This is a genomic window from Pseudomonas sp. NFX5 (genome assembly GCF_049132125.1).
Lineage (GTDB): Bacteria > Pseudomonadota > Gammaproteobacteria > Pseudomonadales > Pseudomonadaceae > Aquipseudomonas > Aquipseudomonas marginalis.
Window position 1 is genome coordinate 20,109 of sequence record NZ_JAFMZG010000045.1, and the last position, 23,463, is coordinate 43,571.

Consider the following 23,463-nt stretch of genomic DNA (forward strand, 5'->3'; position numbering starts at 1 on the left):
ACTGTGGATTGGAGCAAAGCTATTGTTCAAAAAACACGCATGTTACTTGAGCATTTGCCTGCTCGTTGCACCATTGGTCGCCACAGCCGACGTGCTGCCGGTCGAGCCGTTGCCGGTCACGACGCCGGCGCCGGTCGAACTGGCCCCGCTGCAACAGGCGCTGGCGCAACTGCCGGGTGTCTGCCCCGGCCTTGCCGCGCAGATAGACGCTGCCACGCAACTGCGCCTGCAAGCGTTCTACCAGCAGCAGGGGAATGGGCCGCTGTGGTCCGCCAATGATCGCCGCGAGGCACTGCACGCCCAATTGCAGCTGCTCGCCGATGACGGGCTGGACCCCACCCACTATAGTCTGCCTGCGGCGGATGCCACGGCCAATGTGCTGTGCAGCGACATCGACATCAGCCAGCACTACCTGCAAGCCCTGCAGGATCTGCATTACGGGCGCCTGCAGCAATCGCGCTTCGAACCGCTGTGGCATTCGCAGCCGCCCACCCGCGACCCCGACACCGAAGTGCTGGCCCTCGCTGCCCTCGGCCTGCAAAACATGGCGCAAGCCTTTGACCAGGCGCGCCCCAGCGCCGATCTGTACCGCAGCCTGCGCAACGCCTATGCCAGCGTCCGCCTGCAACCCTTGCCGCATTGGGATCCGGTCGGCAGCGGCCCGTTATTGCGTCCCGGCATGGACGACCCGCGCGTCCCGGAACTGGCCCGTCGGCTCCACAGCGGTGGCTACCTGTCTGCAGAACCCAAGGGCGCCGGCAAACAATACGGTCCGGACCTGGTCACGGCGGTGAAGGCCTTCCAGCTCAGCCACTCCCTGCAATCGGACGGCGTGATCGGCGCCGGCACCGTGGCCGAACTCAATATCAGCCCGGCCATGCGCCGCGAACAGCTGCGCATCAACCTCGAGCGTTTCCGCTGGCTGGCCCAGGACCTGGAGCCCGAAGGCGTGCTGGTCAACGTCGCCGCCGCGCAACTGAGCGTGTACCAGAGCGGCATCCCGGTGTGGCAGACCCGCCTGCAGGTGGGCCGCGCCGAACGCCAGACGCCGCTGCTCAAGTCACGCATCACCCGGCTGACCCTCAACCCCACCTGGACCATCCCGCCCACCATCATGCGCGAGGACAAACTCCCGGCCATCCGCCTCAACCCCGAATACCTGCGCCAGCAGAACCTGCAAGTGCTCGACGCCGAAGGCCACCCGCTGGCGCCGGAAAATATCGACTGGGCGCGCCCCGGCAATATCCTGCTGCGCCAGGAAGCCGGCCCGCGCAATCCACTGGGCAAGATCGTGATGCGCTTCCCCAACCCGTACTCGGTGTACCTGCACGACACCCCCAGCCAACCGCTGTTCACCAAAGGCCCACGGGCGTTCAGCTCCGGTTGCGTGAGGGTTGAACAACCGCTGTTGCTGCGCGACCTGCTGGTCAGCCCGGCCGAACGCGCGCGCACCGATGAACTGCTGGCCACCGGCGTGACCCATGAATTCCGGCTGGCCACCCCGGTGCCGGTGCTGCTGGGCTACTGGACAGTGCAGGTCGACGGTCAGGGTGACCTGGTGTATGCGCCGGATATTTATGGGCGCGACCTGGTGTTGATGAAGGCGATGGGGAGTGTGCTCTAGGGCATTGCCGTGTGGGCAACGATTGACGCGACGGCCTCGGTAGCTGTCACGGAGGCCGTGTCCAGGGTCAACACGGGTTGGCCCCAGCGCTCGTATTCGTGCGTCGATACCGACTGCCAAGTCGGCGGCGTCAACCCAGGAATGTCGCCCGTACGGGTTTCCACCCGGCGCCGGTGTTCCTGTGCGTCTGTACACACCACCTGAATATTGACCAGCGCCACGTCTGCCGTCGCGGCCGTCGCTGCCCACGCTGCCCGGCTTTCCTCGACCGGATTCACGCAATCGGCGACGACCCTATGGCCCAACTGCAAGTTACTCAGCGCCAGCGCATTCGCCACGCCGTAGCCGCTGGCACCGACATCACCTGCCAATACGCCCGCGTCGCGAATCGCCTGTTCGATCACATCGATGCGCAGGTAAACCGCACCGGTCTGGCGCGCCAACTCGCGGGCAATCGTGGTCTTGCCGGTGCCGGGCAGGCCGCTGAAGACGATAAGCATGCTTGACTCTCGATAAGGGTGGGGCGGTTCAGGGTATCCTCCCGTTCCCCCACCGGTCGACCCCAGGACAGCCCATGACCTTGCCGTTCACAAAGATGCACGCCCACGGCGACGATTTCATCATCATCGACCGCCGTGGCCTGGACGACCCTGTCACCCCCGAGGTCGCCCGCCGCCTGGGCAATCGCCACACCGGCATTGGCTTCAATCAACTGGCCGTGGTGCTCGACTGCGAAGACGCCGCTGCGCGCATCAAGTTCTGGAACCCCAACGGCACGCCGCTGCAAACCTGTGGCAGCGCCACGCGTGGGGTGGCCGACCGTTTGATGCATGAAACCCGCAGCGATTCGGTTGTGCTGCGCACCGACCGGGGCCTGTTGACCTGCGTGCGGGTAGCGGATCGTCAAGTGTCGGTCGACATGGGCGCGCCGTCCCTGGACTGGTCGGCCGTGCCGCTGGCCGAGGCCATGGATACGGGTAGGTTACCGCTGGCGGGCGACCCGGCGGCGTGTAGCATGGGCAACCCCCATTGCACGTTTTTTGTGGCCGACATCAACGCCATCGATCCGGCCGCCGTCGGCCCGGCGCTGGAAATTCACCCGCTGTTCCCGGCCAGGACCAATGTGCATTTCGTGCAGGTGCTCGACCGTGGGCATATCCGCCTGCGCATCTGGGAGCGTGGCGGCGGCGTGCCGCTGGGTTCCGGTTCGTGCTGCTGCGGCGCGGTGGTCAATGGCATCCGTCGTGGCTTGCTGGACGCCACGGTGCAGGTGCAGTGCGACGGCGGTACGGTCACGGTGCACTGGGACGGGCAGGGCGGTGTGGTGTTGACGGGCAGTGTGGAGCCGATCATGCAGGGCAGCGCCTACCTGTTCTGAAACGTCACCGTGAAGGTGGTGCCGGCCGTGGCACAGGAACTCACCGCCACATCGCCGCCATGGACCTTGGCCAACTCCCGCACGATATACAGGCCCAGGCCCACGCTGCGCACGTCGCTGCCCTGGTCGGTGCCACGGGTCATGGGCTCGAACAGCCCGGCCAGCAAACCTGCCGGAATCGCCGTGCCGTGGTTGTGCACCGCCACTTCGCAAGCGCCGGCACCCAGGCGCGAGGTGATGGTGATCGGTTGTTGCGGATCGCCATAGGCCACGCTGTTGGCCACCAGGTTGCCGATGATTTGCTGCACGCGATCGGCATCCAGGCAGGCGTCGCCACGGCCCTGTGCGTGATGCTTCAGCGTTGCCTTGGGGAACGCCACGCGCAGTTCGTCCACCGCGCGATGGATCACCTCGTGCAGGTCCAGCGGCGCCGCCTTGATGGTGATGCCCTGGCCGACCCGTGCCTGGGTAAAGTCCAGCAGGTCGGCGATCATCCGTTGCGCGCGCTCGGAGGACTGGCCGATGTGCCCCAGCAGTTGGCGCTCCTTGGGCGTGCGTTCGCCACGGCTGAGAAAGTCCGAGGCCATGCGGATCGCCGTGAGCGGGTTTTTCAGGTCATGGCTGACAATCGCGACCATCTGCTCGGCAAACAGGGCGCGCCGCTGGGCGATGGCATAGGCCTCGTTCAGTTCGGCCTGGGCTTGTTGCAGCGCGACTTCGGTGGCGGTTTTTTCCTGCAACAGCGCTTCGGCCAGGTGGCGCGCGTTGAGCAGCTCGCGCTCGTACTTGTCGCGGTCGGTGGTGCCGAACAGCGCCAGGTCGTACACCACCGAGCCGGCCTGTTCGCGTTTGTTGCCGTTGAGCAGCACGGTCAGCTTGTGGCCGTCGCGGTGCAACAGGTCCAGCTTCACCTCGGTGACGCTGCCGTGCATGCGCAGCATGGGCGTCAGGTGAGTCTGGTGGAAGATCCTCCCGCCCATGCTCAGCAGGTCCTGGAAACGCCGGCCCTGCAGCTCGGCGATGCTGAACCCCAGCCAGTCGCTGAAGCGTGCGTTGGCCTGCAGGATCGTGCCATCTTCCGTGGTGACGGCCAGGGCGCAGGCGGCGCTGTCGAACACATCAGCCGGCACGTGCTGCCATCCACGGCGCGAGGAAGGCATCCATGGCCGCCGCGCAGGCCTGCGGCGCGCTCATGTGCGGGCAATGGCCGACGTTGTCCACCAGGCAATAGGTGCTGTTGGGCAGCACGCTGTGCAGGTATTCACCCACGGCCACCGGGGCGATCAGGTCGTCACTCGATTGCAGGATCAGCACCGGGGTGGGCAGGCCGATCACGTCCTGGCGGTTGTCCGACATAAAGGTCACGCGCGCGAACTGCCTGGCGATCTCCGGCTCGGTGCGGCAGAAACTCTCGGTCAACTCGTCGCTCAGCGCCGGTTGGTCGGGGGCTCCCATGATCACCGGGGCCATGGCGCTGGACCAGCCGAGGTAGTTGCTGTCGAGGGTGTCGAGCAGGTCGTCGATGTCGGCGCGCTTGAAACCGCCCACGTAGCCATCGTCATCGATATAGCGTGGCGACGGGCCGATCATCACATGGGCGGCGACACGGCCGGGGGCCAGGCGGTCGGCGAGGGTGCCGATCATGGCACTGACCGAGTGTCCCACCAGGATGACCGGGCCCTCGGCAAAGGCCTCGATGATCTCGTTCAAGTCGCGGGCATAGCCGTCCAGCGCGCTGTACTTGGCCTTGTCAAAGGCGTTGAGGTCGGACAGGCCTGCGCCCGTCAGGTCATACATCACCACGCGAAAACGCTCTTTGAACTGCGGCGCAAGGTAGTTCCACATGGCCTGGTTGCAGCCGAAACCATGGGAAAACACCAGGGTCGAGGGCCCGTCACCCATCACGTTGACGTTGTTGCGCTGGAGTAGGCCCATGGGGATCTCGAAGTTATGGCGTATTGCTAGGTGTGCTGCAGTTTAGATAGTCGATGGCTTTGGGTCACGCGTTATAGCGCCGATAGGGTAAAGTCGGCGCCTTCAGGAAGAAACTTCAGGTAACAAACATGATGCGGTGGTTGCGGCAATCCGTCTTGAGTCTGCTGGTATTGATGTCCGCCGGCCTGTTTATCACCGCCCAGGCCGAGACGTCGCCCATCGGCGTAGCCCTCGACCAGCGGGTGATCGACCTCACCAACACCCTCGACGCCGCCACCACCACCCGTCTGCAAGACCAGCTCGCCGCCCTTGAGCAGCGCAAAGGCGCGCAGGTGGCGGTGTTGCTGGTGCCCACCACCCGTGGCGCGAGCATCGAGGACTACGCCAACCAGCTGTTCCGCGCCTGGAAACTGGGACGCAAGGATGTCAACGACGGCATCCTGCTGGTGGTGGCCAAGGACGATCGCAAGGTACGCATCGAGGTGGGCTACGGCCTGGAGGGCACGGTGACCGACCTGCTGGCCCACCGGATTATTGAAGAACACATCACCCCGGCCTTTCGCCAGGGCGACTATGCCGGCGGTGTCGAGCAGGGCGTGGACGACCTGGTTGTCCTGGTGGATGGCGGTGACTTGCCGCAGGTGGCCGGGCACGGCGGCAGTCTTGAGGCGCTTGCGGTATTGCTGGCGTTCGTGTGCGGTGCCGTCGGTGGCGTGCTGGTTGCGGCGCGCAAGCTGGGCTGGCGGGGGGCGTTGATCGCCACGGCAGTCGTTACCGTGGCGCTGGTGGTATTCGCCGGTGGCCGGGAATGGCCGATGTACCTGCTGGTACTGCCGCTGACCCTCCTGATCGGCGGCGCCACCTTCGGCGCCTTGTGGCTGGCGCGCACGGCGTTCTACTGCGTGATAGGGCTGTTGGCCTACATCGCCGGGGTGGTGATCGCCAACCGGTTCGTGGAAGTCAGTTATATCCATTGGCTGGTGTGGCCGTTTGGCGCGGCGTTGGTGCTGGGCTTGTACCTCGGGTTGTTCTTCGTCATCAGGGCATCCTGGAAAAAGCGCCCGCGCTTTTTCCTCCTGCGTGCGCTGGCAGTCATGGCCATCTACGTCGCTGCGGGGACACTGCTGGGGCACGGGTATCAGGGCTGGATCGTGGCGATTCCAGTGGCCTCCTTCGTGGCGTTTATCGTGTTTGTGCAGAGCATTGCCAGTTCCGGCTCGGGGTCCGGCTCGGGCGGTGGCTCCGGTTCGGGTTCCAGCGGCTCCAGCTCCAGCAGCAGTTCCTCGGGGGGCGGTGGTTCCAGTGGCGGTGGCGGGGCGTCGGGGAGTTGGTAACCGGCGGTTGTTCGGCCTGACGCCAGGCTGCAAACGGCTGCCTGGCAAAGCCCTGGACGTTACAGCCGCTTGGACAGAAACACGCGACTGCTGCCTGCCGGTTCACAAGGGACCTCCCCGAACCGCACCCACCCATGCTTTTCATAAAAGCCCGGGGCCTGAAAACTGAGGGTATACAGCACCGCGTTCGCGCAGCCGCGACGCCGGGCTTCGTGCTCAAAGGCGTGCAGCAACCGGCTGCCCAGGCCCGTGCCGCGCAGGGCCTCGGGCAGGTGGAACAGGTCAAGGAAGGCCATGCCCAAGGTGGTTTTGCCGGTGATGCCGCCGACGGTCTGCCGGGTCTCGGGATCCTTGAGCAATACCGTCAGTGGCAGGCGGTCGTTGTAGCCGGCGATACCTTCGTTGAACGCAGCCAGGCCGCTGCCGAGAATACGCTCGGCGTCGGGATTGGCCTGGTCGCTGACTTCAATAAGCGCTGCGGTCATTGCAAAACCCTCCGTGGGTTAAAGCGTCATCAGCATTTCATGCCAGGCCATGCCGCCATGATCCGAGGGCGACGGCTGGACATAGGAGTAGCCCATGCGGGTGTACAACGGCACATGCCGTTCCTTGCACATCAGGTGAATCGTGCGCTTGCCCATCGCGCGCATGCGCTGCACGAACTCGCTCATCAGCACCTTGGAATACCCCTTGCCCTGATGCGCCGGGTCGACCACCACCGACATGATCACTACATTCGGCGCCTCGGCCGAATGCCCCACCAGTTCCTTGAAGGCCTCGTCCGACATCATCACTTCGTGGGCGCAGCCGCCGTTGATAAAACCCACCACCTCGCTATCGGCTTCCAGGATCAAAAAGCCTTGCGGGTATAGCGCAATACGCGTGGCGATCTTTTCCAGGGTCGCGGCTTCGTCGCCCTCGTAGGCGGTGATTTCAATCTCGTAGCAACGGGCGGCGTCGGCGGGGAGGGCGTTGCGTAAGGTGAGGGCGGGCATAGGCGTTTCCTGGGGCGTTGAGCGAAAGTCCACATCATAACGGCCTCGCTGGGACTCTGCGCAGAACACCGATCGAAATTGTGGGAGGGGGCTTGCCCCCGATGGCGGCGTGTCAATCAGCCCATCTATAACTGATCCACCGCTATCGGGGGCAAGCCCCCTCCCACAGTTTTGTCTGCGCCAGGCTTGGTGGTGGGTGCTGTTTTCGATGTATGTTGGTCAGGGGCACGGCATTCAAGAGGCAGTGTGGAGCCCGCCAAAGCGGGAGCAAGCTCCCTCACCTCCGTTATTCATTCACCCGGGCGGGCAACGGAAATCCATGAAGGAAGGACCCCATGCTGGAAATAAAACGCGCCACCCCCACCGACGCCAACGCCGCTTTTGACATCCGCCGCGCAGCCATCCGCAGCCAATGCATCGGCGCCTACACCGCCGAACAAATGGCGCTCTGGACCCGTGGCAAGGCCGAGGACGGCTATAGCGCGCTGATGGACAAACCGTTCTACCTGGGCTGGTTGAACGGTGAACCGGTGGCCACCGGCATGCTCGACCTGGCCAACAACGAAGTCGGCGCGCTGTTCGTGTTGCCCGCATTCACCGGACGCGGGTATGGCAAGGCGATGCTGGATCACCTTGAGCAGGTCGCGCGGGAACTGGCGATTGAAGAGGTGGTGCTGGACGCGACGTTGAATGCCGCGAGTTTTTATCGCGCGTGCGGCTACGTGGGGGATGAACAGGCGATTTATCACTCGCCGTCGGGGTTGCAGTTGGCGTGTATTCCGATGAAAAAACACCTGCATCAGTGACGCAAATGCACGCGCAAGTTGCCGATAACCTGCGCGAGTGAAGGCTCGTGGATCACCGGTGGGATCAGGCTCTCACCAAACTCCCGCCACACAAACAGCGTCAGTTCCGCGCCATCGGTGAGCGTTTTTGCCAGGTCCTGGGAACCCAAGCCTTGCAACCGCCGATAGCGCTCATCCCGCCAGAATGCTTCCTCCACCCAGTCATACACCGGGATGAAATGAAAGTGCAGCGGGAACCCCGGCAGATGCCCATAGCGGCTGATATACAACCACTTGGGCTTGAGTTGCGCCTCCATGACCCGCTGGGTTTTCGCCAGCAGTCCACCCAGTTCGGCCAGCGCTGCATCCGACATGTCGGCGAGGGAATCAACAGGCGCCTTGGCACCCAGCATCAGGTAACCCGGCAGCTTCGAAGCCAGGTGATGGTTGAGCAGCCAGTGCTCGGTCTCAAACAGGATATTGGCGGGGTCGATCTGCATCAGCGCGCGTCCTTGGGAGCAGGGTGGGCAGGATAACAAGCACGCTCGCCTGTATCCCACAAAACCATGGGATCTGTGTCTATCGCGAACGTTGTCAGGTGGATAGCCTCAGGCCACGTTAACTGACGACCGAGCAAACCATGGAACTCACCGCTGTCCCGTTTGGCATCACCGACTGGTCCACCCTCGAACCCGAGCTTCACCCCGGCGTCAGCGGCAGTGCCTCATGGCGCACCTGCCACTTCGGCACCACCCGCGTGCGCAGGGTGGATTACAGCCCCGGCTACCTGGCCGATCACTGGTGCCGGCGCGGGCATGTGCTGCTGTGCCTGGAAGGCGAGTTGCACACCGAGCTGGAAGACGGCCGCCGGTTCACGCTGACGGCCGGGATGAGTTACCAGGTGGGCAATGACATGGAGGCGCATCGTTCCTCGACGAGTGTCGGGGCGAAGCTATTTATCGTGGATTGAAGGGGGACCTTTGTGGTGAGGGAACAAGCTCCCTCACCACAGGAACAGGCCCCCCCAATCCGCTGCATCAATGCATCTTGCTATGGTCCATGCCATCCAGCCCACGCGCCTTGGCCTGGACCTCAACGGTCTGCTTCTCGCCCTTGGCGTTCTCCACGGTCAACGTCAGCGGCACCTGGTCGCCTTCCTTGATCTGGCCGGTCAGGCCCATCAGCATCACGTGGTAGCCGTCCGGGTCGAGCTTGACCGCCTTGCCCGCCGGCAGGGCCACCGCGTCCACCGGGCCCATGCGCATCACGTCGTCCTTCATGCTCATTTCATGGATTTGTACGTCCTTGGCCACCGGCGAGGCCACGCTGAGCAGCTTGCTGTCGCTGTCGGCGGTCACGGTCATGAACGCGCCGCTGGACGGTTGGCCCGGCACCGAGGCGCGCACCCAGGCGTCGGTGACTTGCACCTGGGCGCTGGCGTGGGCGGCGAAACCCAGCAGGGCGAGGCTGAGGGTGAAGCGCTTGAGGTGTTGAACGGCAGTCATTAGCAGACCTCCATGACGGTGAGCAGGTCTTCTGCGCACTCTTTAGCGGTAAGGGATGCCTGCAACCCCAGGCGCAGGTTGCCACGGGTGTCGAAGACAAAACTGGTGGCCGTGTGGGACAGGGTGTAGGTGTCGCCGGCGGGGATCTTTTCATAGAAGATCCCGAACTCCTTGGCGGCCACGGCGATTTCTTCCGGGGTGCCGTACAGCGCTTCGAAGCTGGGGTCGAAGGCCTTGACGTACTTGTCGAGGATCTGCGGCGTGTCGCGTTCCGGGTCCAGGGTGATAAAGATCACCTGCATGATCTCGCCGTCACGGCCCATCAGCTTCTTGGCCTGGGCGGCGCGGGCCAGCGTGGTCGGGCACACGGCCGGGCACTGGGTGAAACCGAAGAACACCACCGGCATCAGGCCACGGTAGGAACTGAGGGTGACGGTGTCGCCCTCGGTGTTCTTGAGCTTGAAGGTGCGGCCCATGATCTTGTCGCTCAAGTCCTTGCCGTACTTGAAGTTCAACTTGGGGCTGTTGTCACAACCGGCCAGCAGGCCCAGGCCCAACAGGCCCATGCCGGTCAGGACCTTGCGGCGGGTGAATAACGTACTCATCAACGGTGCATCCTGTGAAACGCCCGCATTGCGCGAAATCAACTCGGCGGGCTTTGAATAGGAGTAAACGAGGAGGGCGCCAAGTCTACCAACCCTGGCCAGCCCGCGTAATCTGCGACGTTCTGCCACAGGGGCACGCTGGATTTCATCCTTTTGCACCGCTGGTGGTAGAGTCGCCGCCATGAAATCGAGCCGCCCCGACCGTTCCCTGATCGTCTGGACCCTGTACTTCTGCGTGCTGATGAACCTGTTCGTGTGCGGTTTGGGCCATGGCCAGATGACCGGCCAGCAGCTCAATGGCATCGGTGGCGCGTTCTGCGCAGTGGGCGGCCAACAGGCGCCACTTTCCGACAAAGGGCTGGGCGCCCCGTCTTCCAGTAACATCTCGAACTACTTTGCCTGCCCGGTGTGCAACGCCGTGACCGTCGCGCTGGTGTTCCTGATCGGCCTGGCCTGGTTGCTGGGCCTGGGGCAGGCCCCACGCCCGGCCCATGAGCAGCGCAACAAGGCGCCGCCGCGTTATTCCTGGCCTTCGGCCAACCCCCGCGCATCCCCCGCATTCTGACGTGTGCCTTGGGCCTCCTGTGAACAGGGGGCGTTCTATCGTCACGACTGTGAGTGCGCTTTATGAACCATCACTTGCCTGCCGGCGCCAGCCGTCTGGTCAGCCAGGCGTCCCGTCGCCTGCGCGCGGAACCGGCACGCCCGGACTACCCGAGCAATGCCCGCTGCTTTGTGCACCTGGATGCACGCCTGTTGCCGTATTGGCACACCCTGTTCGACATCTGCCCGACGCTGCTAAAGCTCGACCCGCCCGAGGGCCTGAACCTGTTTCGCAGCTTCATGACCTGGGCCTATCGCAACCAGCCGGCCCAGGACTGGACCTGGCACCTGAACCTGTGCCGTTGGCTGCTGGCGTCGCCGTATCGCGGGCAGATTGATGAAGAGTCCATCGAGACCTTCATGGCCGCTGCGGCGGCGCGTTGGATCAGTACGGATGACAGCCAGGCCCAGGGGGTGGTCCTGGCCTGGCAGGGCTTGACGGTGTTCGATTGGAAGGACGTGCGCAGTGCCGCCGCCGAACAACAGGCACTCCCCGCCACGCAATGGGATTTTGCCTGGTGTCCGCTCGCCTCCCCAGGGGTCTTCCAGGGCTGGTTGCCGGTGCCTTGAACGAGCGGGATTGTTACGTAAAGCGCAACAGTGATTGACGGTTTTGGCGGCTGTTTCCCCACGGCCCAAGGCTATACCGTGCGCGCACCCGTTGAATGCAGCACCACCCGACCGACAAACAACAGGGTTGGGCTGTAACGGGGTCGCCTCAATCACTTCACGGAGCCTTCATGAAACACACCACGTGCCTGGCGCTCGCCGTCTCCTTCGGCGCCGCGCAGCAGGCGGCTGCATCGGGTTTTATCGATGACAGCAAAGCCACCCTCGACCTGCGCAATTTCTATTACAACCAGGACACCCGCAACACCAGGGCGCCGTCGGACAGGGAGTGGGGCCAGGCCTTCATGTTCAACTACCAGTCCGGTTTCACCGAGGGCCTGGTGGGCTTCGGCCTGGACCTGCAGGCCATGTATGGCCTGCGCCTGGATGCCTCGGGGCGCGCCGGCAAGGCCGGTGAAGACAACACCCCCGGCAGCGTCTTCCCGTTGTCCGATGGCAAGGCCGCCCATGACTTCAGCAAGACCGGCGCCACCGGCAAGGTGCGCATCTCGCAAACCCAGCTCAAGGTCGGCACCCTGATGCCGAAGATGCCGGTGCTGATGTCCGAAGACGGCCGCTTGTTGCCGCAGACCTTCCGTGGCTATCAGGTCGACTCCAGGGACCTCAAGGACTTCAACCTGATCGCCGGCAAAATGGAGCAGGTGCTCGACCGCAACTCCAGCAACGGCCAGGGCCTGTCGATCGCCGGGGCCAACGACCCGGCCAAGGGCCGGTTCAGCAACCAGTTCTACTACGGCGGGGTGGATTACGCCGTCAGCAGGCAACTGCAAGTGCAGTACTACTACGCGACCCTGGAGAATTTCTACCAGCAGCATTTCGTCGGCCTGGTGCACAACTGGCAGTTGCCGGTGGGGCAGCTCAAGACCGACCTGCGTTACTTCTACAGCACCGCCGACGGCAAGAACGGCAGCGCCGCCGGGCGCGATGAAGGCTATGTGAGTTCCGGGTATTACGCGCCGGGCGTCAACTCGGGCAAGGTCGACAACCGCCTGTGGAGCGCGATGTTGACCTATGGCGTGCACGGGCATTCCGTGGGCCTGGGGTATCAGAAAACCACCGGCGCCAGTGACTTTCCCCACATCAACCAGGGCCAGGGCCGTTCGCTGTACCTGATCACCAACGCCCAGTCGTTGAAGTTCGTCAACGCCGGCGAACAGGCGACGGTGGGTAACTACACCTATGACTTTACCGGCCTGGGCGTTCCGGGCCTGAAGTCGAGCGTGACCTATATCCACGGCAGCAACATCCGCGCGGCGCGTCGCGACAACAGCGAGTGGGAGCGCGATGTGCGTGTCGACTACGTGATCCCCACGGGCACGTTCAAGGGCCTGGGCCTGACCTGGCGCAGCGCCGTGCTGCGCGGCAATGACACCGCCGACAAGGATGAGACGCGGCTGATCGTCAGCTACAGCCTGCCGTTGCTGTAAGCTCGGCAGGAGCAACGCTTGACCGGCATCAAGGCCGCCCCGTGCGCCAGCCCGCACACTGGGCTCCCCACGGCCGGTCCCTCTGCGAGGCTTGCATGCTCTACCTCCTGTTGCTATTGGCCCACCTGTTCGCCGCGCTGATCTTTATCGGCACGGTGTTCTTCGAAGTGCTGATCCTCGGGCACTTGCACCAGCACTTGCCTATGCGGGTGATGGTGCTGGTGGAGCAGGGCGTCGCCCGGCGTGCCCGGGTGTTGATGCCGTGGGTGTTGCTGGTGCTGTTCGGCGCCGGGCTCGGCATGGTCTGGCTGCGCTACCTGCCGGCGTTGTCGGCCCCGCTGGCGTCCGCGTTCGGCACGTTGCTGAGCCTCAAGTTGATCCTGGCCGCCAGTGTGCTGCTGCACTTCCTGATGACCCTGGCGCGGATGCGCCGGGGCAAGGTCAGTGCGCGCTATAGCCATTTCATTCACCTGAGCCTGTTTGTGCACATGGTCGCCATTGTGCTGCTGGCCAAGGGCATGTTTTACCTCAGCTGGTAACGACCTTGATGCATATCAAGGTGCGCGCAGCGGTCGCACCGGACAATGGACCACCGCCGCCCGTTCCGGAGTCCGCCATGCGCACCCATCTTCATCCCACCCGCTTTCGTCAGGACCAGGGCGTGCTGGACCTGGCGTGCCAGACGGACACGCGCCGCTTCCATGCCGGCGTCGGCTCCCTCGACCTGCTGCGCGCCCTGCGCGACAGCCGCCAGCGCCAGCGGCCCCTGGCGCTGAACCTGCACTGGCCGGCAAGCGATGCCGGCGCTGAGTACCTGCAGAGCCTCACCCAGGAAATCCAGCTGATCGGCTGCCAGCTCGGCCCGCGCCAACCAGTCGAGCACTTTCACCTGCGCGGCACCACACCGACGATCGAGCAGGTGTGCACGGTGCTGGAACACCTGCACAGCCGCTTCAACTTTCTCGACCACGACCGTGGCGACTACCGAATCGACCTCGACCCCTGGCACATCGACTGGGCCACCATGGGCCTGTTGCGCGACCAGGGTTTCAACCACGCCAGCATCGGCGTGCCCGACGCCAACCGGGACGGGCCGCTGTCCCAGGCACGCTATCAGGACCCGGCGCCCATCGAGTCGCTGGTGGATGCGGCGCGGACCTTCGGGTTTCGCTCAGTGAACATCGACCTCGGCTACGGCCATGCCTGGCAGACGCCGGCCAGTTTCGAGCAGAAACTGGCCAGCCTGATTGCCCTGGAGCCTGACCGCCTGCAACTGTTCGATTACGCCCAGCCACCGGTGCGCTACCAGGGCCGGCAATCCCAGGCGTTTTGCAGCGCGGCGGATAAACGCGCGATGCGCCGCAGCGGCTTTGAACACCTGGCCGCCGCCGGGTACCACTACATCGGCCTGGGCCAGTTCGCCCGCACCGACGATGACCTCAAACAGGCCCAGGAGCGCGGCCGCCTCAGCCGTAATTGCGAAGGCTTCACCCTGCACGGCTACTGCGATCACATCGGCTTTGGCCTGGGGGCCATCAGCCAGATCGACACGCTGTGTGTCCAGAACACCCTGGATGCCCGTGAGTACTGCGCTCAGCTGAGCAACGGCCAGCTCGCCACCTGTTGTGGCGGGTTTCACGAAACCGCCGACCCGGCGCGTCTGTACGTCACCCAGCCCCTGACCACCCCCGTCAGCGCCAACGACGAGGTGATCGACCATGACGGCGTTTGAGTTCGACCGTGCCCTGGTGCACAAATACGACCGCCCGGGGCCGCGCTACACCTCGTACCCGACCGCGCCGCAGTTCAACAGCGCGTTTGCCCTGGACGACTATCACCAGGCCGTGCGCGCCAGTCACCAACTCGCCGCGCCCAAGGCGTTGTCGGTGTACATCCACATTCCGTTCTGCCAGAGCCTTTGCTACTACTGCGGCTGCCACAAGATCATCACCCGCAAGACCCATCGCGCCGTCGAGTATGTGGCGTACCTCAAGCGCGAGATCCAGATGCAGGGCGCGTTGTTCGAGCGCTCGCGGCGCCTGACCCAGTTGCACCTGGGCGGCGGCACCCCGACGTATCTGGACGATGCGCAACTGGCCGAACTGATGGCCTGCCTGGCGGACAACTTCAGCCTGGATGACAGCGACGCCCATGAGTTCTCCATCGAGGTCGACCCGCGCACCATCAGCCTCGAGCGCATCAACACCCTGCGCCGCCTGGGCTTCAATCGCCTGAGTTTCGGCGTGCAGGACTTCGACCCCGACGTACAGGCCGCCGTGAATCGCGTGCAAAGCGAAGCGCAGATCCTGCAACTGGTGGCGGCGGCCCGCGAGGCACGCTTCAAGTCGGTGAGTGTCGACCTGATCTACGGCCTGCCCCTGCAAACCGTGGCCAGCTTCGACGTGACCCTGAGCAAGCTGATCGCCCTGCGGCCCGACCGCGTGGCCGCCTACAGCTACGCACACTTGCCGAGCCAGATCCGCGCCCAGCGCATGATCCGTCCCGAAGACATGCCACCCCCGGCGCGCAAGCTGGAGCTGCTGGAACTGACCATTCGCCGCCTCACCGAGGCCGGTTACATCTACATCGGCATGGACCACTTCGCCCTGCCCGACGATGAGCTGGCACTGGCCCGCGCCAACGGCAGCCTGCAACGCAACTTCCAGGGCTACTCCACCCATGCCGATTGCGACCTGATCGGCCTGGGCGTATCGGCCATCGGCAAGGTCGGCGACAGCTACAGCCAGAGCGTCAAGGAGCTGTCCCAGTACTACGCGCGCATCGATGCGGGCATGTTGCCGGTGCAGCGCGGTTACCGGCTCAACCCCGATGACGTACTGCGCCGCGAGGTGATCAATGGGTTGATGTGCGACGGCCGCGTCGATGTCGCCCAGGTGGAAGCGGCCCATGGCATTCGGTTCAATGAGTATTTTGCCCAAGCGTTGACGCAGCTGGACGAGCAAGTGGCGGACGGCTTATTACTGGTCCAGGACGACGCGCTGCAACTGCTGCCCAAGGGCCAACTGATGGTGCGCAGCGTGGCCATGGCCTTCGACGCCTACCTGGGCGGCGCCCACAAAGGCCAATTCTCCCGTACCGTCTGACACTCCTCGTTAGCAGTGTGTCAGCCAACACCTCTACCAGCTGTGCCGCCGCCATCGAAGCCTCGCTAAAGCTCGACATCTCCCACAGGGGATCAGCGGCGCCCATCAGATCTACAGCCGGGCCACTTTCTACCTGCCAACCGCGACCAAATGTGGGAGGGGGCTTGCCCCCGATAGTGGTGGGTCAGCCAACCTCTCTGCCGGCAGTGCCACCGCCATCGAAGCCTCGCTGAAGCTCGACATCTCCCACAGGGGACCGGCGGTGCCCATGCGCTCTATGACCTGGCTGCTTCCTGCCTGTCACCCGTGTTCAATGCGATGTCCCTTCCGCAAACTCCACCTTGTTGCCCACGTTGTACTTGCCCGACGGCTTATTCATGGGAATGCGCTTCACCTCCTCGAGCGTCTGGCTGTCATACACAATCAGCGCCCCCTCCGTGGCCCAGATGCTCAGCAACACATACCGCCCATCCCGGGTGAATTCCACATGGGCTGCCGTCTTGCCCGGCACTGGCCTCAGGGTGTGGGCGATCTCGAGGGTCTGCTTGTCGATCAGGTGAATCGCATCATTGTCCGGCCCGAAAAACACGTCGCTCCACACATAGCGCGAGTTCACATGGCTGCGCATGAAAAAGCCCGGCCCGAGGGTGGGGATCTGTTTGATCAGGCTCCAGGTCTTGAGGTCGATCACCGAGATTTGCCCCTTGCTGATATTCGGCGTGGCAAACACCCATTGTCCGTTGCGTTGCCAATACGTCCCCGAGCCCAGGTGCGGCATACCGGACAGCGGGATATCGGTGACCACGCGGCCGCTGCCCAGGTCGATCACCTGGCCGCCGCCGGCCTTGCGTGAGGTGGCGATCAGTTGGCGGTAATCGGGCGAGAACGAGAAGTCATCGAGCACATCCTGGGCCTGGATGCGCCGGGGCTCGAAACTGGGCCGAGCATCGGCATAGGACAATTCCCAGACCTCGTTCACGTCCTTGAGCGCGACGATAAAGCTGTTGCGCGGTGGCGCGGTGTACACCGCACTGACCCGTGAGCCGGTGTCCAGGGTCTTGACCAGCGACAGGTCGCGCGCATCCAGCAGCACCAGGTTGCCCGGCAGGTAATTGCCCGCCAGCACCCAGCGGCCATCCTTGCTCACCGCCAGGTTGCGGGTGTTGAGGCCCACGCGGATCTCGGCGATCAACTTGAGGTTGTGCAGGTCGTACTGGCTGATCCAGCCGTCCCGCGAGGCGAAGTACACAAAGCGTCCGTCCGGGGAGAATTTCGGCCCGCCGTGCACCGCGAAGTGGGTAGGGAAACGGTCCAGCACGGCAAAGGTGTCGCCGTCGAGAATATCCATGTGATGGTCGCCGGACTCCACCACCACAAACAGGTTGAGCGGGTCGGCGTGATGTTGCGGCGTGCTCGGCAATTGGCGCAGGTCCGCCAGCACGCTGTGGCTGGTGCGGGTGTCATGCTCGTTCCACGTCGCCGGTGAGTCAGGCGGCTGTTGCAGAAACTGCGCCAGCCCATCCATCTGCGCGGCGCTCAGTTGCGCACTGAACGCGGCCATCTGGCTGGCGGGCCGGCCTTGTTCGATGACCTTGCGCACTTCATCCGGCTTGATTCGCCCCAGGCTCTCCGGCAGCAGCGCCGGGCCGGTGGCGCCGATGCGATTAAGCCCGTGGCAGCTTTCGCAATACTGGCGGTAGTCCTGCGCGGGCGTAGCGTGTGCGGCCGTCGCCCACAGCAGCGGCACCAGCAGCAGGCGTTTCATACCGCCACCGCTTCACGGGCCGGTGCCAGGCTGGCGGGGAAGTGCAGGGCGGCGTCGGCAAACAGGTTGACGACGTGGCCGATCACCGTCAGCGTCGGTACGCCGGGTTCGCAGTCGGCGGCCAGGGTGGGCAACTGGCGCAGGGTGCCACGGGCCACCTGTTGATCGGCGCGTGCACCGTTGCTGATCAGGGCGGCCGGTGTGTCCCCGGGCAAACCGGCCGCCACCAAATGCTCGGCGATCAGTGCCAGGTTCGACAGGCCCATGTAGAACACCAGGGTCTGGCTCGGCTCGGCCAGGCTGGCCCATGGCAGTTTCAACGCACCGTCGCGTTGCAGGTGGCCGGTGACGAAACGGCACGAATTGACCAGCTCGCGGTGGGTCAGCGGGATACCGGCATAGGCGCTGCAGCCGGAGGCGGCGGTGATGCCCGGCACCACCTGGCACGGGATACCGCGCGCGAGCAGGTACTCCAGCTCCTCGGCGCCGCGCCCGAAGATAAACGGGTCGCCGCCCTTGAGGCGCACCACCCGCTGGCCCTGGTCGGCCAACTCAGCCAGCAGTTCATTGAGTTGATCCTGGGGCAGGCTGTGGCAACCGCTGGCCTTGCCCACGTAATGACGGGCGCAGGTCAACGGGATCAGCGCGAGCAGTTCGGCACTGATCAGCCGGTCGAACACCACCGCGTCGGCCTGCATCAACAGGCTCCAGGCGCGCAGGGTCAGCAGGCGCGGGTCACCGGGGCCGGCGCCCACCAACGCGACTTCGCCGGGGTGCAAGGGGCTGTGCAGACTGGCTGGCAGGCCAGTGGAGAAGTGGGCAGTTGAAGTGTGCATGGGACGTCCTTGGTTCATCATCAGGTAGGCGGCCCCCGGTTGTGTCACCGGGTGGTCGAGCAAGGGATCAGGTTGAGGGGCTGGCGCGCGATCTCGGCGTCGCTGAAATAGCAACCGGGGTCCGGGCCCCACAGGTCGCCATCGGCCCAGGCGCGGGTGCGGGTATTGCCGTTGCAGATCGCCAGCCAGCGGCACTCGGCGCAGCGCCCGCCAATGCTGCGCGGGTGTTCGCGCAGGCGCAGCAGCAACGGGTCGGGCTGCTCCAGCCAGAGTTGGCGGAAGGTGGTGTTGCGCACACTGCCCACCGATTGCTGCCACCAGTAGGTGTCCGGGTGCACCTCGCCGGTGTTGTCGATATTGGCGATGCCGCTGCCCGAGGCATTGCCGCCCCAGGCATGCAGCAGGTGTTCAAGCTGCGGGTAGTGTTCGGGCAGGTGCTGGTGCACCCATTGCAGCAACAGCACGGCGTCGGCGTCGTTGTTGCCGCTGACGAAATCGCTGTCCACGCCGTGTTGAATATCGCTCCAGGCCTGCTGGAAAATCAGCGCCATGGCCTCGCGGCTCATCTGCCGGTGCGCATCCAGTTGGCGGCTGCGTTTGCCGCGCCCGCTGTAGTTGAGGTGCGACAGGTAGAACTTCTGCACGTCATAGGTGCGCATCAGCGCCAGCAACTGCGGCAGCTGCCCATGGTTGTCCTGGGTCAGGGTGGTGCGCAGGCCCACGCGAATCCCGGCTTCGCGGCACAGGCGGATGGCGTGCATGGAGCGCTGGAAACTGCCGTGCAGTTGGCGAAACGCGTCGTGGGTCGCTTCCAGGCCGTCGATGCTGATGCCCACGTAGTCGAAACGGGCGTCGGCGATCTGCTGGATGTTGTGCTCATCGATCAGCGTGCCGTTGGTCGACAGTGCGACGAAAAAACCTTTGTCACGGGCATAGGCACTCAGCACGAAGAGGTCTTTGCGCAGCAGCGGCTCGCCCCCGGACAGGATCAACACGCGCACCCCGGCGTCGTGCAAATCGTCGATCACCCGCAATGCTGCCGGGGTGTCGAGCTCATCGCGAAACACGCTGTCGGCGCTGGTGGCGTAGCAGTGCTTGCAGGTGAGATTGCAGCGCCGCAGCAGGTTCCAGATCACCACCGGCGGCCGCTCACTGCCAGGGGGCGAGGTGCGCGGCGGCGGGCATTGACCGGCGAGGGTGCGCAGGTACTGACTGATTCGCAGCATGGGCTATTCCTTTGAGTGCGCCGGCGTCAGGCGCAGGCCGGTTTTTTTCAGGATGCGGTTGCTCACCAGCATCTCGTCGGCGCGGCAGGCATCCCCCAGCAGGAAACGCAGGTGCTCACGGTAGCTGTCGATTTCTTCGCGGCTGCGGCCATGCACCATGGCGAACAGGTTGTAGGGCCAGTCCGGGCGTCGGGGGCGACGGTAGCAATGGCTGACAAACGGCTGGGCGCCGATCAGTTCTCCCAGGCGCGGCAGGTGCACATCGGCCACGTCCCACACGGTCATGCCGTTATGCCGATAGCCCAGGCGGTAGTGGTTGGGCACGGCGGCGATACGCCGGATCGCGCCTTCGGCCTGCAGGCGCTTGAGCAGGTCGAGGGTCGACTCGACGCTGATGCCCAGTTGCTCGGAGAGCCAGGCCCATGGGTCCTCCACCAGCGGCAGGCCGCTTTGGGTGAGGGCGACCAGTTGCAGGGCCAGGGTGTTGTCAGACCGGGAAATACAGACCGACATGGTAGGTGTGCTCCTTCGGCAGGTTGAGCACCGCCAGCCCGGTCAGGGCCTCGATGCACGACAGGGTATCGGCCAGCTCCTGCGCGGTGGCGCAGGCCAGCACGAACCACATGTTCCAGCGGTGTTCGCGGCGGTAGTTGTGGGCCACCTGGGGCAGGGCGTTGAGCTGCTCGGCGACCGCATCAAAGCGCGCCTCGGGTACGGCGAGCGCCGCGAGGGTGAAAGCGCCGCCGAGACGCTCGATATCGAACATCGGGCCGAAGCGCGTGAGCATTCCGTCTTCGAGCAAGTCGTGCAGGCGGTCGAGCAGTTCGCTCGCAGGGCAATGCAGTTCCTCGGCCACCTGCTGCCAGGGCTGGCGCACCAGCGGCAGGCCGTGTTGCAGGCGGTTGATCAGTTGTCGATCCAGCTCATCCATGGGCCCATACCTGTGACGGCGGCGGCGCGAAACGCCCACCGCATTGCTTGAAGGCGCGGGTGCTGAACAGCAGTTGGTGGGGCAAGTCGCTGAGCAGATGCTGCTCCAGCAACGCCTGGATCTGCGCCTCGACCACCGCGCGCTCGCGCCCGTGCACCATGCAGAACAGGTTGTAGCGCCACTGCGGCAGGCGCCGCGGGCGCTGGTAACACAGGTTTACGCCGGGCGCGCGGCCCAGGCGCGCACCGACTTCATCGACCAGCGCATCCGGCACATCCAGCACCAGCATGGCATTGGCCACATAGCCCAGGGCGCGGTGATTGAGCACCAGGCCGACGCGACGGAACAGGCCCTGGTCGTGCCATTGCTGCATCTGTTGCAGCACCTGATCGTGGTGGGCACCGATCTGCTCGGCGAGCTCGTCGTAGGGCCGTGGCACGATGGGCAGGCCGCGCTCCAGGCACTGGCGCAGGTCGAGCATCTGCTCGTGGTTCAGTGGCGCGATCACGGCTGCTCTCCGAGGGAGAATCCAAGGTCGATGCGATAGGCGGTGAGCATCGGCAGGTCCAGGGGCGTGAGGCCGGTGTCTTGCTCCAGCTCGTCGAGGATCTGCTGCAGGTGCTGGCGGTGGGGCCCGGTGAGCACGAACCACAGGTTGTAACGGTGCTCGCGGGCATAGTTGTGATTGACCTCCGGGTACTGGCTGACCCGTGCGGCCACTTGTTCCAGGCGCTCGATCGGCACCGCCAGGGCGGCCAGGGTGCTGGCGCCGGCGCGGGAGTGTTCGAACACCGGGCCGATGCGCGACAAGGCGCCGGCCAGTTCCAGGCGTTGCAGGCAGGCCATCACCTCGGCCGCGCTGCAGCCCAGCACCTGGGCCATTTCGCGGTAGGGCTCGGCGCACAGCGGCATGCCGTGCTGGAAGCGTTCGATCAATTGCTGGCTGAGCGAATCAAGGTCCATTTCAATACCCCATTTTTTGCGCGCGCAGGCTGAAGAAAATCCCGCTGGGACTCCGGGCCGGCAGGCTTTTCAGCAGGGTCAGGCGGTACGGATCCCACACTTGCAACTGTTCGCCATCGCGCACCGACAGCCACAGTTGCTCGCCACGCCCGGTGAATTCCATGTGCAGCACACCGGGGCCGGGGCGCAGGTCGGCGACCACCTGGTGGGTTTCGGTGTCGAGCACATGCACCCGGTCGTTGTCCGGGTAGGCGAAGTTGACCCACAACTGGCGCCCGTCGGGCCGCGCAGTGACAAAGATCGGCTGCCCGGCCACCGGGATCGCCGCCGTCTGCCGCCAGGTGCGCGCGTCCATCACCAGCACCTGGTGACGTCCCACCGCCGGCACGAACGCCTGGTCATCGGCGACGGCCCAGCCCTCCAGGTGGGGCATCTTGTACACCGGCAGCTTGGCCTGGTCCCGGCCGTAGTCCTTGAGTACGCGCACCACGCCGCGCTCCGGGTGCCACAGGTCGAGCTGGGCCATGCCGTCCTCACCGAACAGCCCGGCCATGTAGTAGCGGCCGTCGGCGGTGATCAGCGCGTCATAGGGTTGCTCGCCGACGTCCTTGAAGCGGGTGATGCGCGGCGGGTTGCCGTGGCTGAAGTCGGCGCTCCAGATCTCGCCGGTGTCGAACAGGCTGAACACGAAGCGCTGCCCGGGCGCATCCACCAGGCCGACTACCCGCGAGCGCTTGCCATCGGCCATTTCCGTCGCGGGGATGTCGGCAATGAGTGCCAGGTTCTCGGCGTCGAACACCTTGACCCCGCCCGGCACGTAGTTGGACACAGCGATCAGGCGCCCATCCTGGCTGATCGCGCCGCCGATGCTGTTGCCGCCCTGGACGATGCGCCGCTCGATGCGTTGGCGCAGCAGGTCGATCTTGGTCAGCCCGCCATCGCGGGCAAACACGTAGGCATAGCGCTGGTCGCGGGAAAACACCGCCGAGGCGTGGGACAGGTCGCCCAGCCCCTCGATACGGGCCAGTTCGGTCATGCCGGTGCTCTCGATAATCTGCACGCTGCCACTGGCGCGTTCGATCACCAGGCCCAGGTCGCCGCTGCCGCGCAATGCAGGTTGGGCGCAGGCACCCAGCAACAGGCACAGGGATAACAGGGTGGGACGCATCATGGTGGGGGGCTTCCTTGCAATAGGCGGTCGACCAGCCAGGCAATATCGCCGGCACTCAGCAGCGGGCCCCACCCGGGCATGGCGCGGGCGGGGCGGCCGTAGGTCACGGTGGCGATCAGGCTGTCGCGGCTGTGGTGGGCCAGGGCTTGCGGTGTGAGGGCCGGGCCCAGGCCGCCGGTGAGGTGCAGGCCATGGCAGGCCCCGCAATCCTGGGTCAACAGGTGTTCAAGGCGGGCAGCGTCCGGGGTGGCCGCTGCCCGCACGGGAATCAGCAGGAGCAGCGCCATGGCCGTACCGATCATCGATGCTTGCATGGCGTGCTCCTTGTGCTTATTTCAAGGTCAGGACCCAATCGGCCAACACCTTGGCTTCATCATCGGTGACCTGGTTCGGCGGCATCGGCACCGGTCCCCAGTTGCCCTGGCTGCCGTTCTTGATGTGGCTGGCCAGGGTGGTGGCTGCGTCTTTCACGCCGGCATTCTTGGCGGCGACGTCCTTCAAGGCCGGCCCCACCAGTTTGCTGTCAATCGTGTGGCAGCCCACACAGGGTTTGCTGTTGAACAACCCCGGGCCGTCTTGTGCCAACACCGGTTGCAGGCTGAGCGCAGCGGCGGATGCCAGCAGTGCGAGGAGCATATTTTTCATT

Annotated in this window: 29 protein-coding genes; 11 read left to right on the forward strand and 18 right to left on the reverse strand. The window is 64.8% G+C overall.

Features of this window, described 5'->3' with window-relative positions:
• Positions 1-22: 22 nt before the first annotated feature.
• A complete protein-coding gene (locus tag J1N02_RS31555) occupies positions 23-1,624 on the forward strand; it encodes a L,D-transpeptidase family protein (protein ID WP_092357360.1) in 1,602 nt (533 codons plus the stop codon).
• Here J1N02_RS31555 and J1N02_RS31560 read toward each other — a convergent pair.
• Positions 1,621-2,124 carry an AAA family ATPase gene (locus J1N02_RS31560; protein WP_146477223.1) on the reverse strand — a complete coding sequence of 168 codons (504 nt, stop codon included), beginning with the start codon at positions 2,122-2,124 and terminating at the stop codon, positions 1,621-1,623. The two genes, J1N02_RS31555 and J1N02_RS31560, sit on opposite strands and share 4 nt — an antisense overlap.
• Positions 2,125-2,198: 74 nt before the next feature.
• Here J1N02_RS31560 and dapF point away from each other — a divergent pair, with 74 nt between their 5' ends.
• Complete coding sequence (dapF, locus tag J1N02_RS31565; protein WP_421148302.1) at positions 2,199-3,002, forward strand: diaminopimelate epimerase; 804 nt, start codon at positions 2,199-2,201, stop codon at positions 3,000-3,002.
• Here dapF and J1N02_RS31570 read toward each other — a convergent pair.
• The gene (locus J1N02_RS31570; protein ID WP_421148325.1) at positions 2,990-4,132 is read right to left on the reverse strand and encodes a PAS domain-containing sensor histidine kinase; all 1,143 of its coding nucleotides are present in this window, start codon (positions 4,130-4,132) and stop codon (positions 2,990-2,992) included. The genes dapF and J1N02_RS31570 overlap by 13 nt on opposite strands.
• Positions 4,122-4,937 (reverse strand): alpha/beta fold hydrolase, encoded by an 816-nt coding sequence (locus tag J1N02_RS31575; RefSeq protein ID WP_074847081.1) that lies wholly within the window; start codon positions 4,935-4,937, stop codon positions 4,122-4,124. The genes J1N02_RS31570 and J1N02_RS31575 overlap by 11 nt, the downstream gene beginning before the upstream one ends.
• Before the next feature lie 128 nt (positions 4,938-5,065).
• On the opposite strand from J1N02_RS31575, the gene J1N02_RS31580 reads away from it, so the two are divergent.
• A complete protein-coding gene (locus tag J1N02_RS31580) occupies positions 5,066-6,271 on the forward strand; it encodes a TPM domain-containing protein (protein ID WP_421148303.1) in 1,206 nt (401 codons plus the stop codon).
• Positions 6,272-6,330: 59 nt separating this feature from the next.
• Here J1N02_RS31580 and J1N02_RS31585 read toward each other — a convergent pair whose 3' ends face one another.
• Both J1N02_RS31585 and J1N02_RS31590 read right to left on the reverse strand, forming a co-directional pair.
• Positions 6,331-6,756 (reverse strand): GNAT family N-acetyltransferase, encoded by a 426-nt coding sequence (locus J1N02_RS31585; protein ID WP_027607219.1) that lies wholly within the window; start codon positions 6,754-6,756, stop codon positions 6,331-6,333.
• 18 nt (positions 6,757-6,774) lie between these two features.
• Positions 6,775-7,266: a GNAT family N-acetyltransferase gene (locus tag J1N02_RS31590; RefSeq protein WP_027607218.1), complete on the reverse strand. Its 492-nt coding sequence runs from the start codon at positions 7,264-7,266 to the stop codon at positions 6,775-6,777.
• 335 nt (positions 7,267-7,601) lie between these two features.
• On the opposite strand from J1N02_RS31590, the gene J1N02_RS31595 reads away from it, so the two are divergent.
• Positions 7,602-8,072, forward strand: a complete 471-nt coding sequence (locus J1N02_RS31595; protein WP_027607217.1) for a GNAT family N-acetyltransferase — start codon at positions 7,602-7,604, stop codon at positions 8,070-8,072.
• On the opposite strand, the gene J1N02_RS31600 is transcribed toward J1N02_RS31595, so the two are convergent.
• Positions 8,066-8,551: an HIT family protein gene (locus J1N02_RS31600; protein WP_421148304.1), complete on the reverse strand. Its 486-nt coding sequence runs from the start codon at positions 8,549-8,551 to the stop codon at positions 8,066-8,068. The two genes, J1N02_RS31595 and J1N02_RS31600, sit on opposite strands and share 7 nt — an antisense overlap.
• 140 nt (positions 8,552-8,691) lie before the next feature.
• On the opposite strand from J1N02_RS31600, the gene J1N02_RS31605 reads away from it, so the two are divergent.
• Positions 8,692-9,021 (forward strand): DHCW motif cupin fold protein, encoded by a 330-nt coding sequence (locus tag J1N02_RS31605; RefSeq protein ID WP_092357344.1) that lies wholly within the window; start codon positions 8,692-8,694, stop codon positions 9,019-9,021.
• Positions 9,022-9,088: 67 nt separating this feature from the next.
• On the opposite strand, the gene J1N02_RS31610 is transcribed toward J1N02_RS31605, so the two are convergent.
• A complete protein-coding gene (locus tag J1N02_RS31610) occupies positions 9,089-9,556 on the reverse strand; it encodes a copper chaperone PCu(A)C (RefSeq protein WP_146477236.1) in 468 nt (155 codons plus the stop codon).
• The gene (locus J1N02_RS31615) at positions 9,556-10,161 is read right to left on the reverse strand and encodes an SCO family protein (RefSeq protein ID WP_027607213.1); all 606 of its coding nucleotides are present in this window, start codon (positions 10,159-10,161) and stop codon (positions 9,556-9,558) included. The genes J1N02_RS31610 and J1N02_RS31615 overlap by 1 nt, the downstream gene beginning before the upstream one ends.
• 181 nt (positions 10,162-10,342) lie before the next feature.
• On the opposite strand from J1N02_RS31615, the gene J1N02_RS31620 reads away from it, so the two are divergent.
• From J1N02_RS31620 to hemN, 6 genes are all read left to right on the forward strand, one after another.
• The gene (locus tag J1N02_RS31620) at positions 10,343-10,726 is read left to right on the forward strand and encodes a DUF2946 domain-containing protein (RefSeq protein ID WP_098479227.1); all 384 of its coding nucleotides are present in this window, start codon (positions 10,343-10,345) and stop codon (positions 10,724-10,726) included.
• A 62-nt stretch (positions 10,727-10,788) separates the two neighbouring features.
• Positions 10,789-11,334, forward strand: coding sequence for a putative natural product biosynthesis protein (locus J1N02_RS31625; protein ID WP_421148305.1), 546 nt, complete (start codon positions 10,789-10,791; stop codon positions 11,332-11,334).
• Positions 11,335-11,504: 170 nt separating this feature from the next.
• Complete coding sequence (locus J1N02_RS31630) at positions 11,505-12,821, forward strand: OprD family outer membrane porin (RefSeq protein WP_092357338.1); 1,317 nt, start codon at positions 11,505-11,507, stop codon at positions 12,819-12,821.
• A gap of 95 nt (positions 12,822-12,916) precedes the next feature.
• Positions 12,917-13,360, forward strand: coding sequence for a hypothetical protein (locus tag J1N02_RS31635; protein WP_421148306.1), 444 nt, complete (start codon positions 12,917-12,919; stop codon positions 13,358-13,360).
• Between the two features lie 77 nt (positions 13,361-13,437).
• Positions 13,438-14,553, forward strand: a complete 1,116-nt coding sequence (locus J1N02_RS31640; RefSeq protein ID WP_081744468.1) for a coproporphyrinogen III oxidase — start codon at positions 13,438-13,440, stop codon at positions 14,551-14,553.
• On the forward strand, positions 14,540-15,925 hold the full coding sequence (gene hemN / locus J1N02_RS31645) for an oxygen-independent coproporphyrinogen III oxidase (RefSeq protein WP_027607208.1): 1,386 nt from the start codon (positions 14,540-14,542) through the stop codon (positions 15,923-15,925). Before J1N02_RS31640 ends, hemN begins: the two co-directional genes overlap by 14 nt.
• Before the next feature lie 310 nt (positions 15,926-16,235).
• Here the strand turns inward: hemN and J1N02_RS31650 are convergent, their stop codons facing one another.
• Genes J1N02_RS31650 through J1N02_RS31695 form a run of 10 tightly spaced genes read right to left on the reverse strand, consistent with a single transcriptional unit; the run spans position 16,236 to position 23,462 of the window.
• Positions 16,236-17,690: a cytochrome D1 domain-containing protein gene (locus J1N02_RS31650; RefSeq protein WP_421148307.1), complete on the reverse strand. Its 1,455-nt coding sequence runs from the start codon at positions 17,688-17,690 to the stop codon at positions 16,236-16,238.
• Entirely contained in the window at positions 17,687-18,526 is an 840-nt protein-coding gene (gene cobA / locus J1N02_RS31655) for a uroporphyrinogen-III C-methyltransferase (RefSeq protein ID WP_027607206.1), read from the reverse strand. Before cobA ends, J1N02_RS31650 begins: the two co-directional genes overlap by 4 nt.
• Positions 18,527-18,570: 44 nt before the next feature.
• The gene (gene nirJ, locus J1N02_RS31660; protein ID WP_421148308.1) at positions 18,571-19,752 is read right to left on the reverse strand and encodes a heme d1 biosynthesis radical SAM protein NirJ; all 1,182 of its coding nucleotides are present in this window, start codon (positions 19,750-19,752) and stop codon (positions 18,571-18,573) included.
• Positions 19,753-19,755: 3 nt separating this feature from the next.
• The gene (locus J1N02_RS31665; protein WP_421148309.1) at positions 19,756-20,265 is read right to left on the reverse strand and encodes a nitrite reductase; all 510 of its coding nucleotides are present in this window, start codon (positions 20,263-20,265) and stop codon (positions 19,756-19,758) included.
• Positions 20,240-20,683: an Lrp/AsnC family transcriptional regulator gene (locus tag J1N02_RS31670; RefSeq protein ID WP_027607203.1), complete on the reverse strand. Its 444-nt coding sequence runs from the start codon at positions 20,681-20,683 to the stop codon at positions 20,240-20,242. The genes J1N02_RS31665 and J1N02_RS31670 overlap by 26 nt, the downstream gene beginning before the upstream one ends.
• Positions 20,676-21,191: an Lrp/AsnC family transcriptional regulator gene (locus J1N02_RS31675; RefSeq protein WP_027607202.1), complete on the reverse strand. Its 516-nt coding sequence runs from the start codon at positions 21,189-21,191 to the stop codon at positions 20,676-20,678. The genes J1N02_RS31670 and J1N02_RS31675 overlap by 8 nt, the downstream gene beginning before the upstream one ends.
• Positions 21,188-21,646 (reverse strand): Lrp/AsnC family transcriptional regulator, encoded by a 459-nt coding sequence (locus tag J1N02_RS31680; RefSeq protein WP_027607201.1) that lies wholly within the window; start codon positions 21,644-21,646, stop codon positions 21,188-21,190. Before J1N02_RS31680 ends, J1N02_RS31675 begins: the two co-directional genes overlap by 4 nt.
• A gap of 1 nt (position 21,647) precedes the next feature.
• Positions 21,648-22,817, reverse strand: coding sequence for a cytochrome D1 domain-containing protein (locus J1N02_RS31685; protein WP_421148310.1), 1,170 nt, complete (start codon positions 22,815-22,817; stop codon positions 21,648-21,650).
• Positions 22,814-23,131: a c-type cytochrome gene (locus J1N02_RS31690; protein ID WP_178084547.1), complete on the reverse strand. Its 318-nt coding sequence runs from the start codon at positions 23,129-23,131 to the stop codon at positions 22,814-22,816. The genes J1N02_RS31685 and J1N02_RS31690 overlap by 4 nt, the downstream gene beginning before the upstream one ends.
• A 16-nt stretch (positions 23,132-23,147) precedes the next feature.
• Positions 23,148-23,462, reverse strand: coding sequence for a c-type cytochrome (locus tag J1N02_RS31695; protein ID WP_027607198.1), 315 nt, complete (start codon positions 23,460-23,462; stop codon positions 23,148-23,150).
• Position 23,463 lies beyond the last annotated feature (1 nt).

Bases quoted from the DNA above. Each gene is read 5' to 3' on its own strand.
- J1N02_RS31575 (WP_074847081.1), bottom strand. From the start codon at position 4,937: ATGGGCCTACTCCAGCGCAACAACGTCAACGTGATGGGTGACGGGCCC.
- nirJ (WP_421148308.1), bottom strand. From the start codon at position 19,752: ATGCTGCGAATCAGTCAGTACCTGCGCACCCTCGCCGGTCAATGCCCG.
- J1N02_RS31585 (WP_027607219.1), bottom strand. From the start codon at position 6,756: ATGACCGCAGCGCTTATTGAAGTCAGCGACCAGGCCAATCCCGACGCC.
- J1N02_RS31560 (WP_146477223.1), bottom strand. From the start codon at position 2,124: ATGCTTATCGTCTTCAGCGGCCTGCCCGGCACCGGCAAGACCACGATT.
- J1N02_RS31685 (WP_421148310.1), bottom strand. From the start codon at position 22,817: ATGATGCGTCCCACCCTGTTATCCCTGTGCCTGTTGCTGGGTGCCTGC.
- J1N02_RS31630 (WP_092357338.1), top strand. From the start codon at position 11,505: ATGAAACACACCACGTGCCTGGCGCTCGCCGTCTCCTTCGGCGCCGCG.
- dapF (WP_421148302.1), top strand. From the start codon at position 2,199: ATGACCTTGCCGTTCACAAAGATGCACGCCCACGGCGACGATTTCATC.
- J1N02_RS31650 (WP_421148307.1), bottom strand. From the start codon at position 17,690: ATGAAACGCCTGCTGCTGGTGCCGCTGCTGTGGGCGACGGCCGCACAC.
- J1N02_RS31625 (WP_421148305.1), top strand. From the start codon at position 10,789: ATGAACCATCACTTGCCTGCCGGCGCCAGCCGTCTGGTCAGCCAGGCG.
- J1N02_RS31690 (WP_178084547.1), bottom strand. From the start codon at position 23,131: ATGCAAGCATCGATGATCGGTACGGCCATGGCGCTGCTCCTGCTGATT.
- J1N02_RS31595 (WP_027607217.1), top strand. From the start codon at position 7,602: ATGCTGGAAATAAAACGCGCCACCCCCACCGACGCCAACGCCGCTTTT.
- J1N02_RS31665 (WP_421148309.1), bottom strand. From the start codon at position 20,265: ATGTCGGTCTGTATTTCCCGGTCTGACAACACCCTGGCCCTGCAACTG.
- cobA (WP_027607206.1), bottom strand. From the start codon at position 18,526: ATGCACACTTCAACTGCCCACTTCTCCACTGGCCTGCCAGCCAGTCTG.
- hemN (WP_027607208.1), top strand. From the start codon at position 14,540: ATGACGGCGTTTGAGTTCGACCGTGCCCTGGTGCACAAATACGACCGC.
- J1N02_RS31635 (WP_421148306.1), top strand. From the start codon at position 12,917: ATGCTCTACCTCCTGTTGCTATTGGCCCACCTGTTCGCCGCGCTGATC.
- J1N02_RS31580 (WP_421148303.1), top strand. From the start codon at position 5,066: ATGATGCGGTGGTTGCGGCAATCCGTCTTGAGTCTGCTGGTATTGATG.
- J1N02_RS31590 (WP_027607218.1), bottom strand. From the start codon at position 7,266: ATGCCCGCCCTCACCTTACGCAACGCCCTCCCCGCCGACGCCGCCCGT.
- J1N02_RS31695 (WP_027607198.1), bottom strand. From the start codon at position 23,462: ATGAAAAATATGCTCCTCGCACTGCTGGCATCCGCCGCTGCGCTCAGC.
- J1N02_RS31670 (WP_027607203.1), bottom strand. From the start codon at position 20,683: ATGGATGAGCTGGATCGACAACTGATCAACCGCCTGCAACACGGCCTG.
- J1N02_RS31610 (WP_146477236.1), bottom strand. From the start codon at position 9,556: ATGACTGCCGTTCAACACCTCAAGCGCTTCACCCTCAGCCTCGCCCTG.
- J1N02_RS31605 (WP_092357344.1), top strand. From the start codon at position 8,692: ATGGAACTCACCGCTGTCCCGTTTGGCATCACCGACTGGTCCACCCTC.
- J1N02_RS31640 (WP_081744468.1), top strand. From the start codon at position 13,438: ATGCGCACCCATCTTCATCCCACCCGCTTTCGTCAGGACCAGGGCGTG.
- J1N02_RS31620 (WP_098479227.1), top strand. From the start codon at position 10,343: ATGAAATCGAGCCGCCCCGACCGTTCCCTGATCGTCTGGACCCTGTAC.
- J1N02_RS31680 (WP_027607201.1), bottom strand. From the start codon at position 21,646: ATGGACCTTGATTCGCTCAGCCAGCAATTGATCGAACGCTTCCAGCAC.
- J1N02_RS31600 (WP_421148304.1), bottom strand. From the start codon at position 8,551: ATGCAGATCGACCCCGCCAATATCCTGTTTGAGACCGAGCACTGGCTG.
- J1N02_RS31615 (WP_027607213.1), bottom strand. From the start codon at position 10,161: ATGAGTACGTTATTCACCCGCCGCAAGGTCCTGACCGGCATGGGCCTG.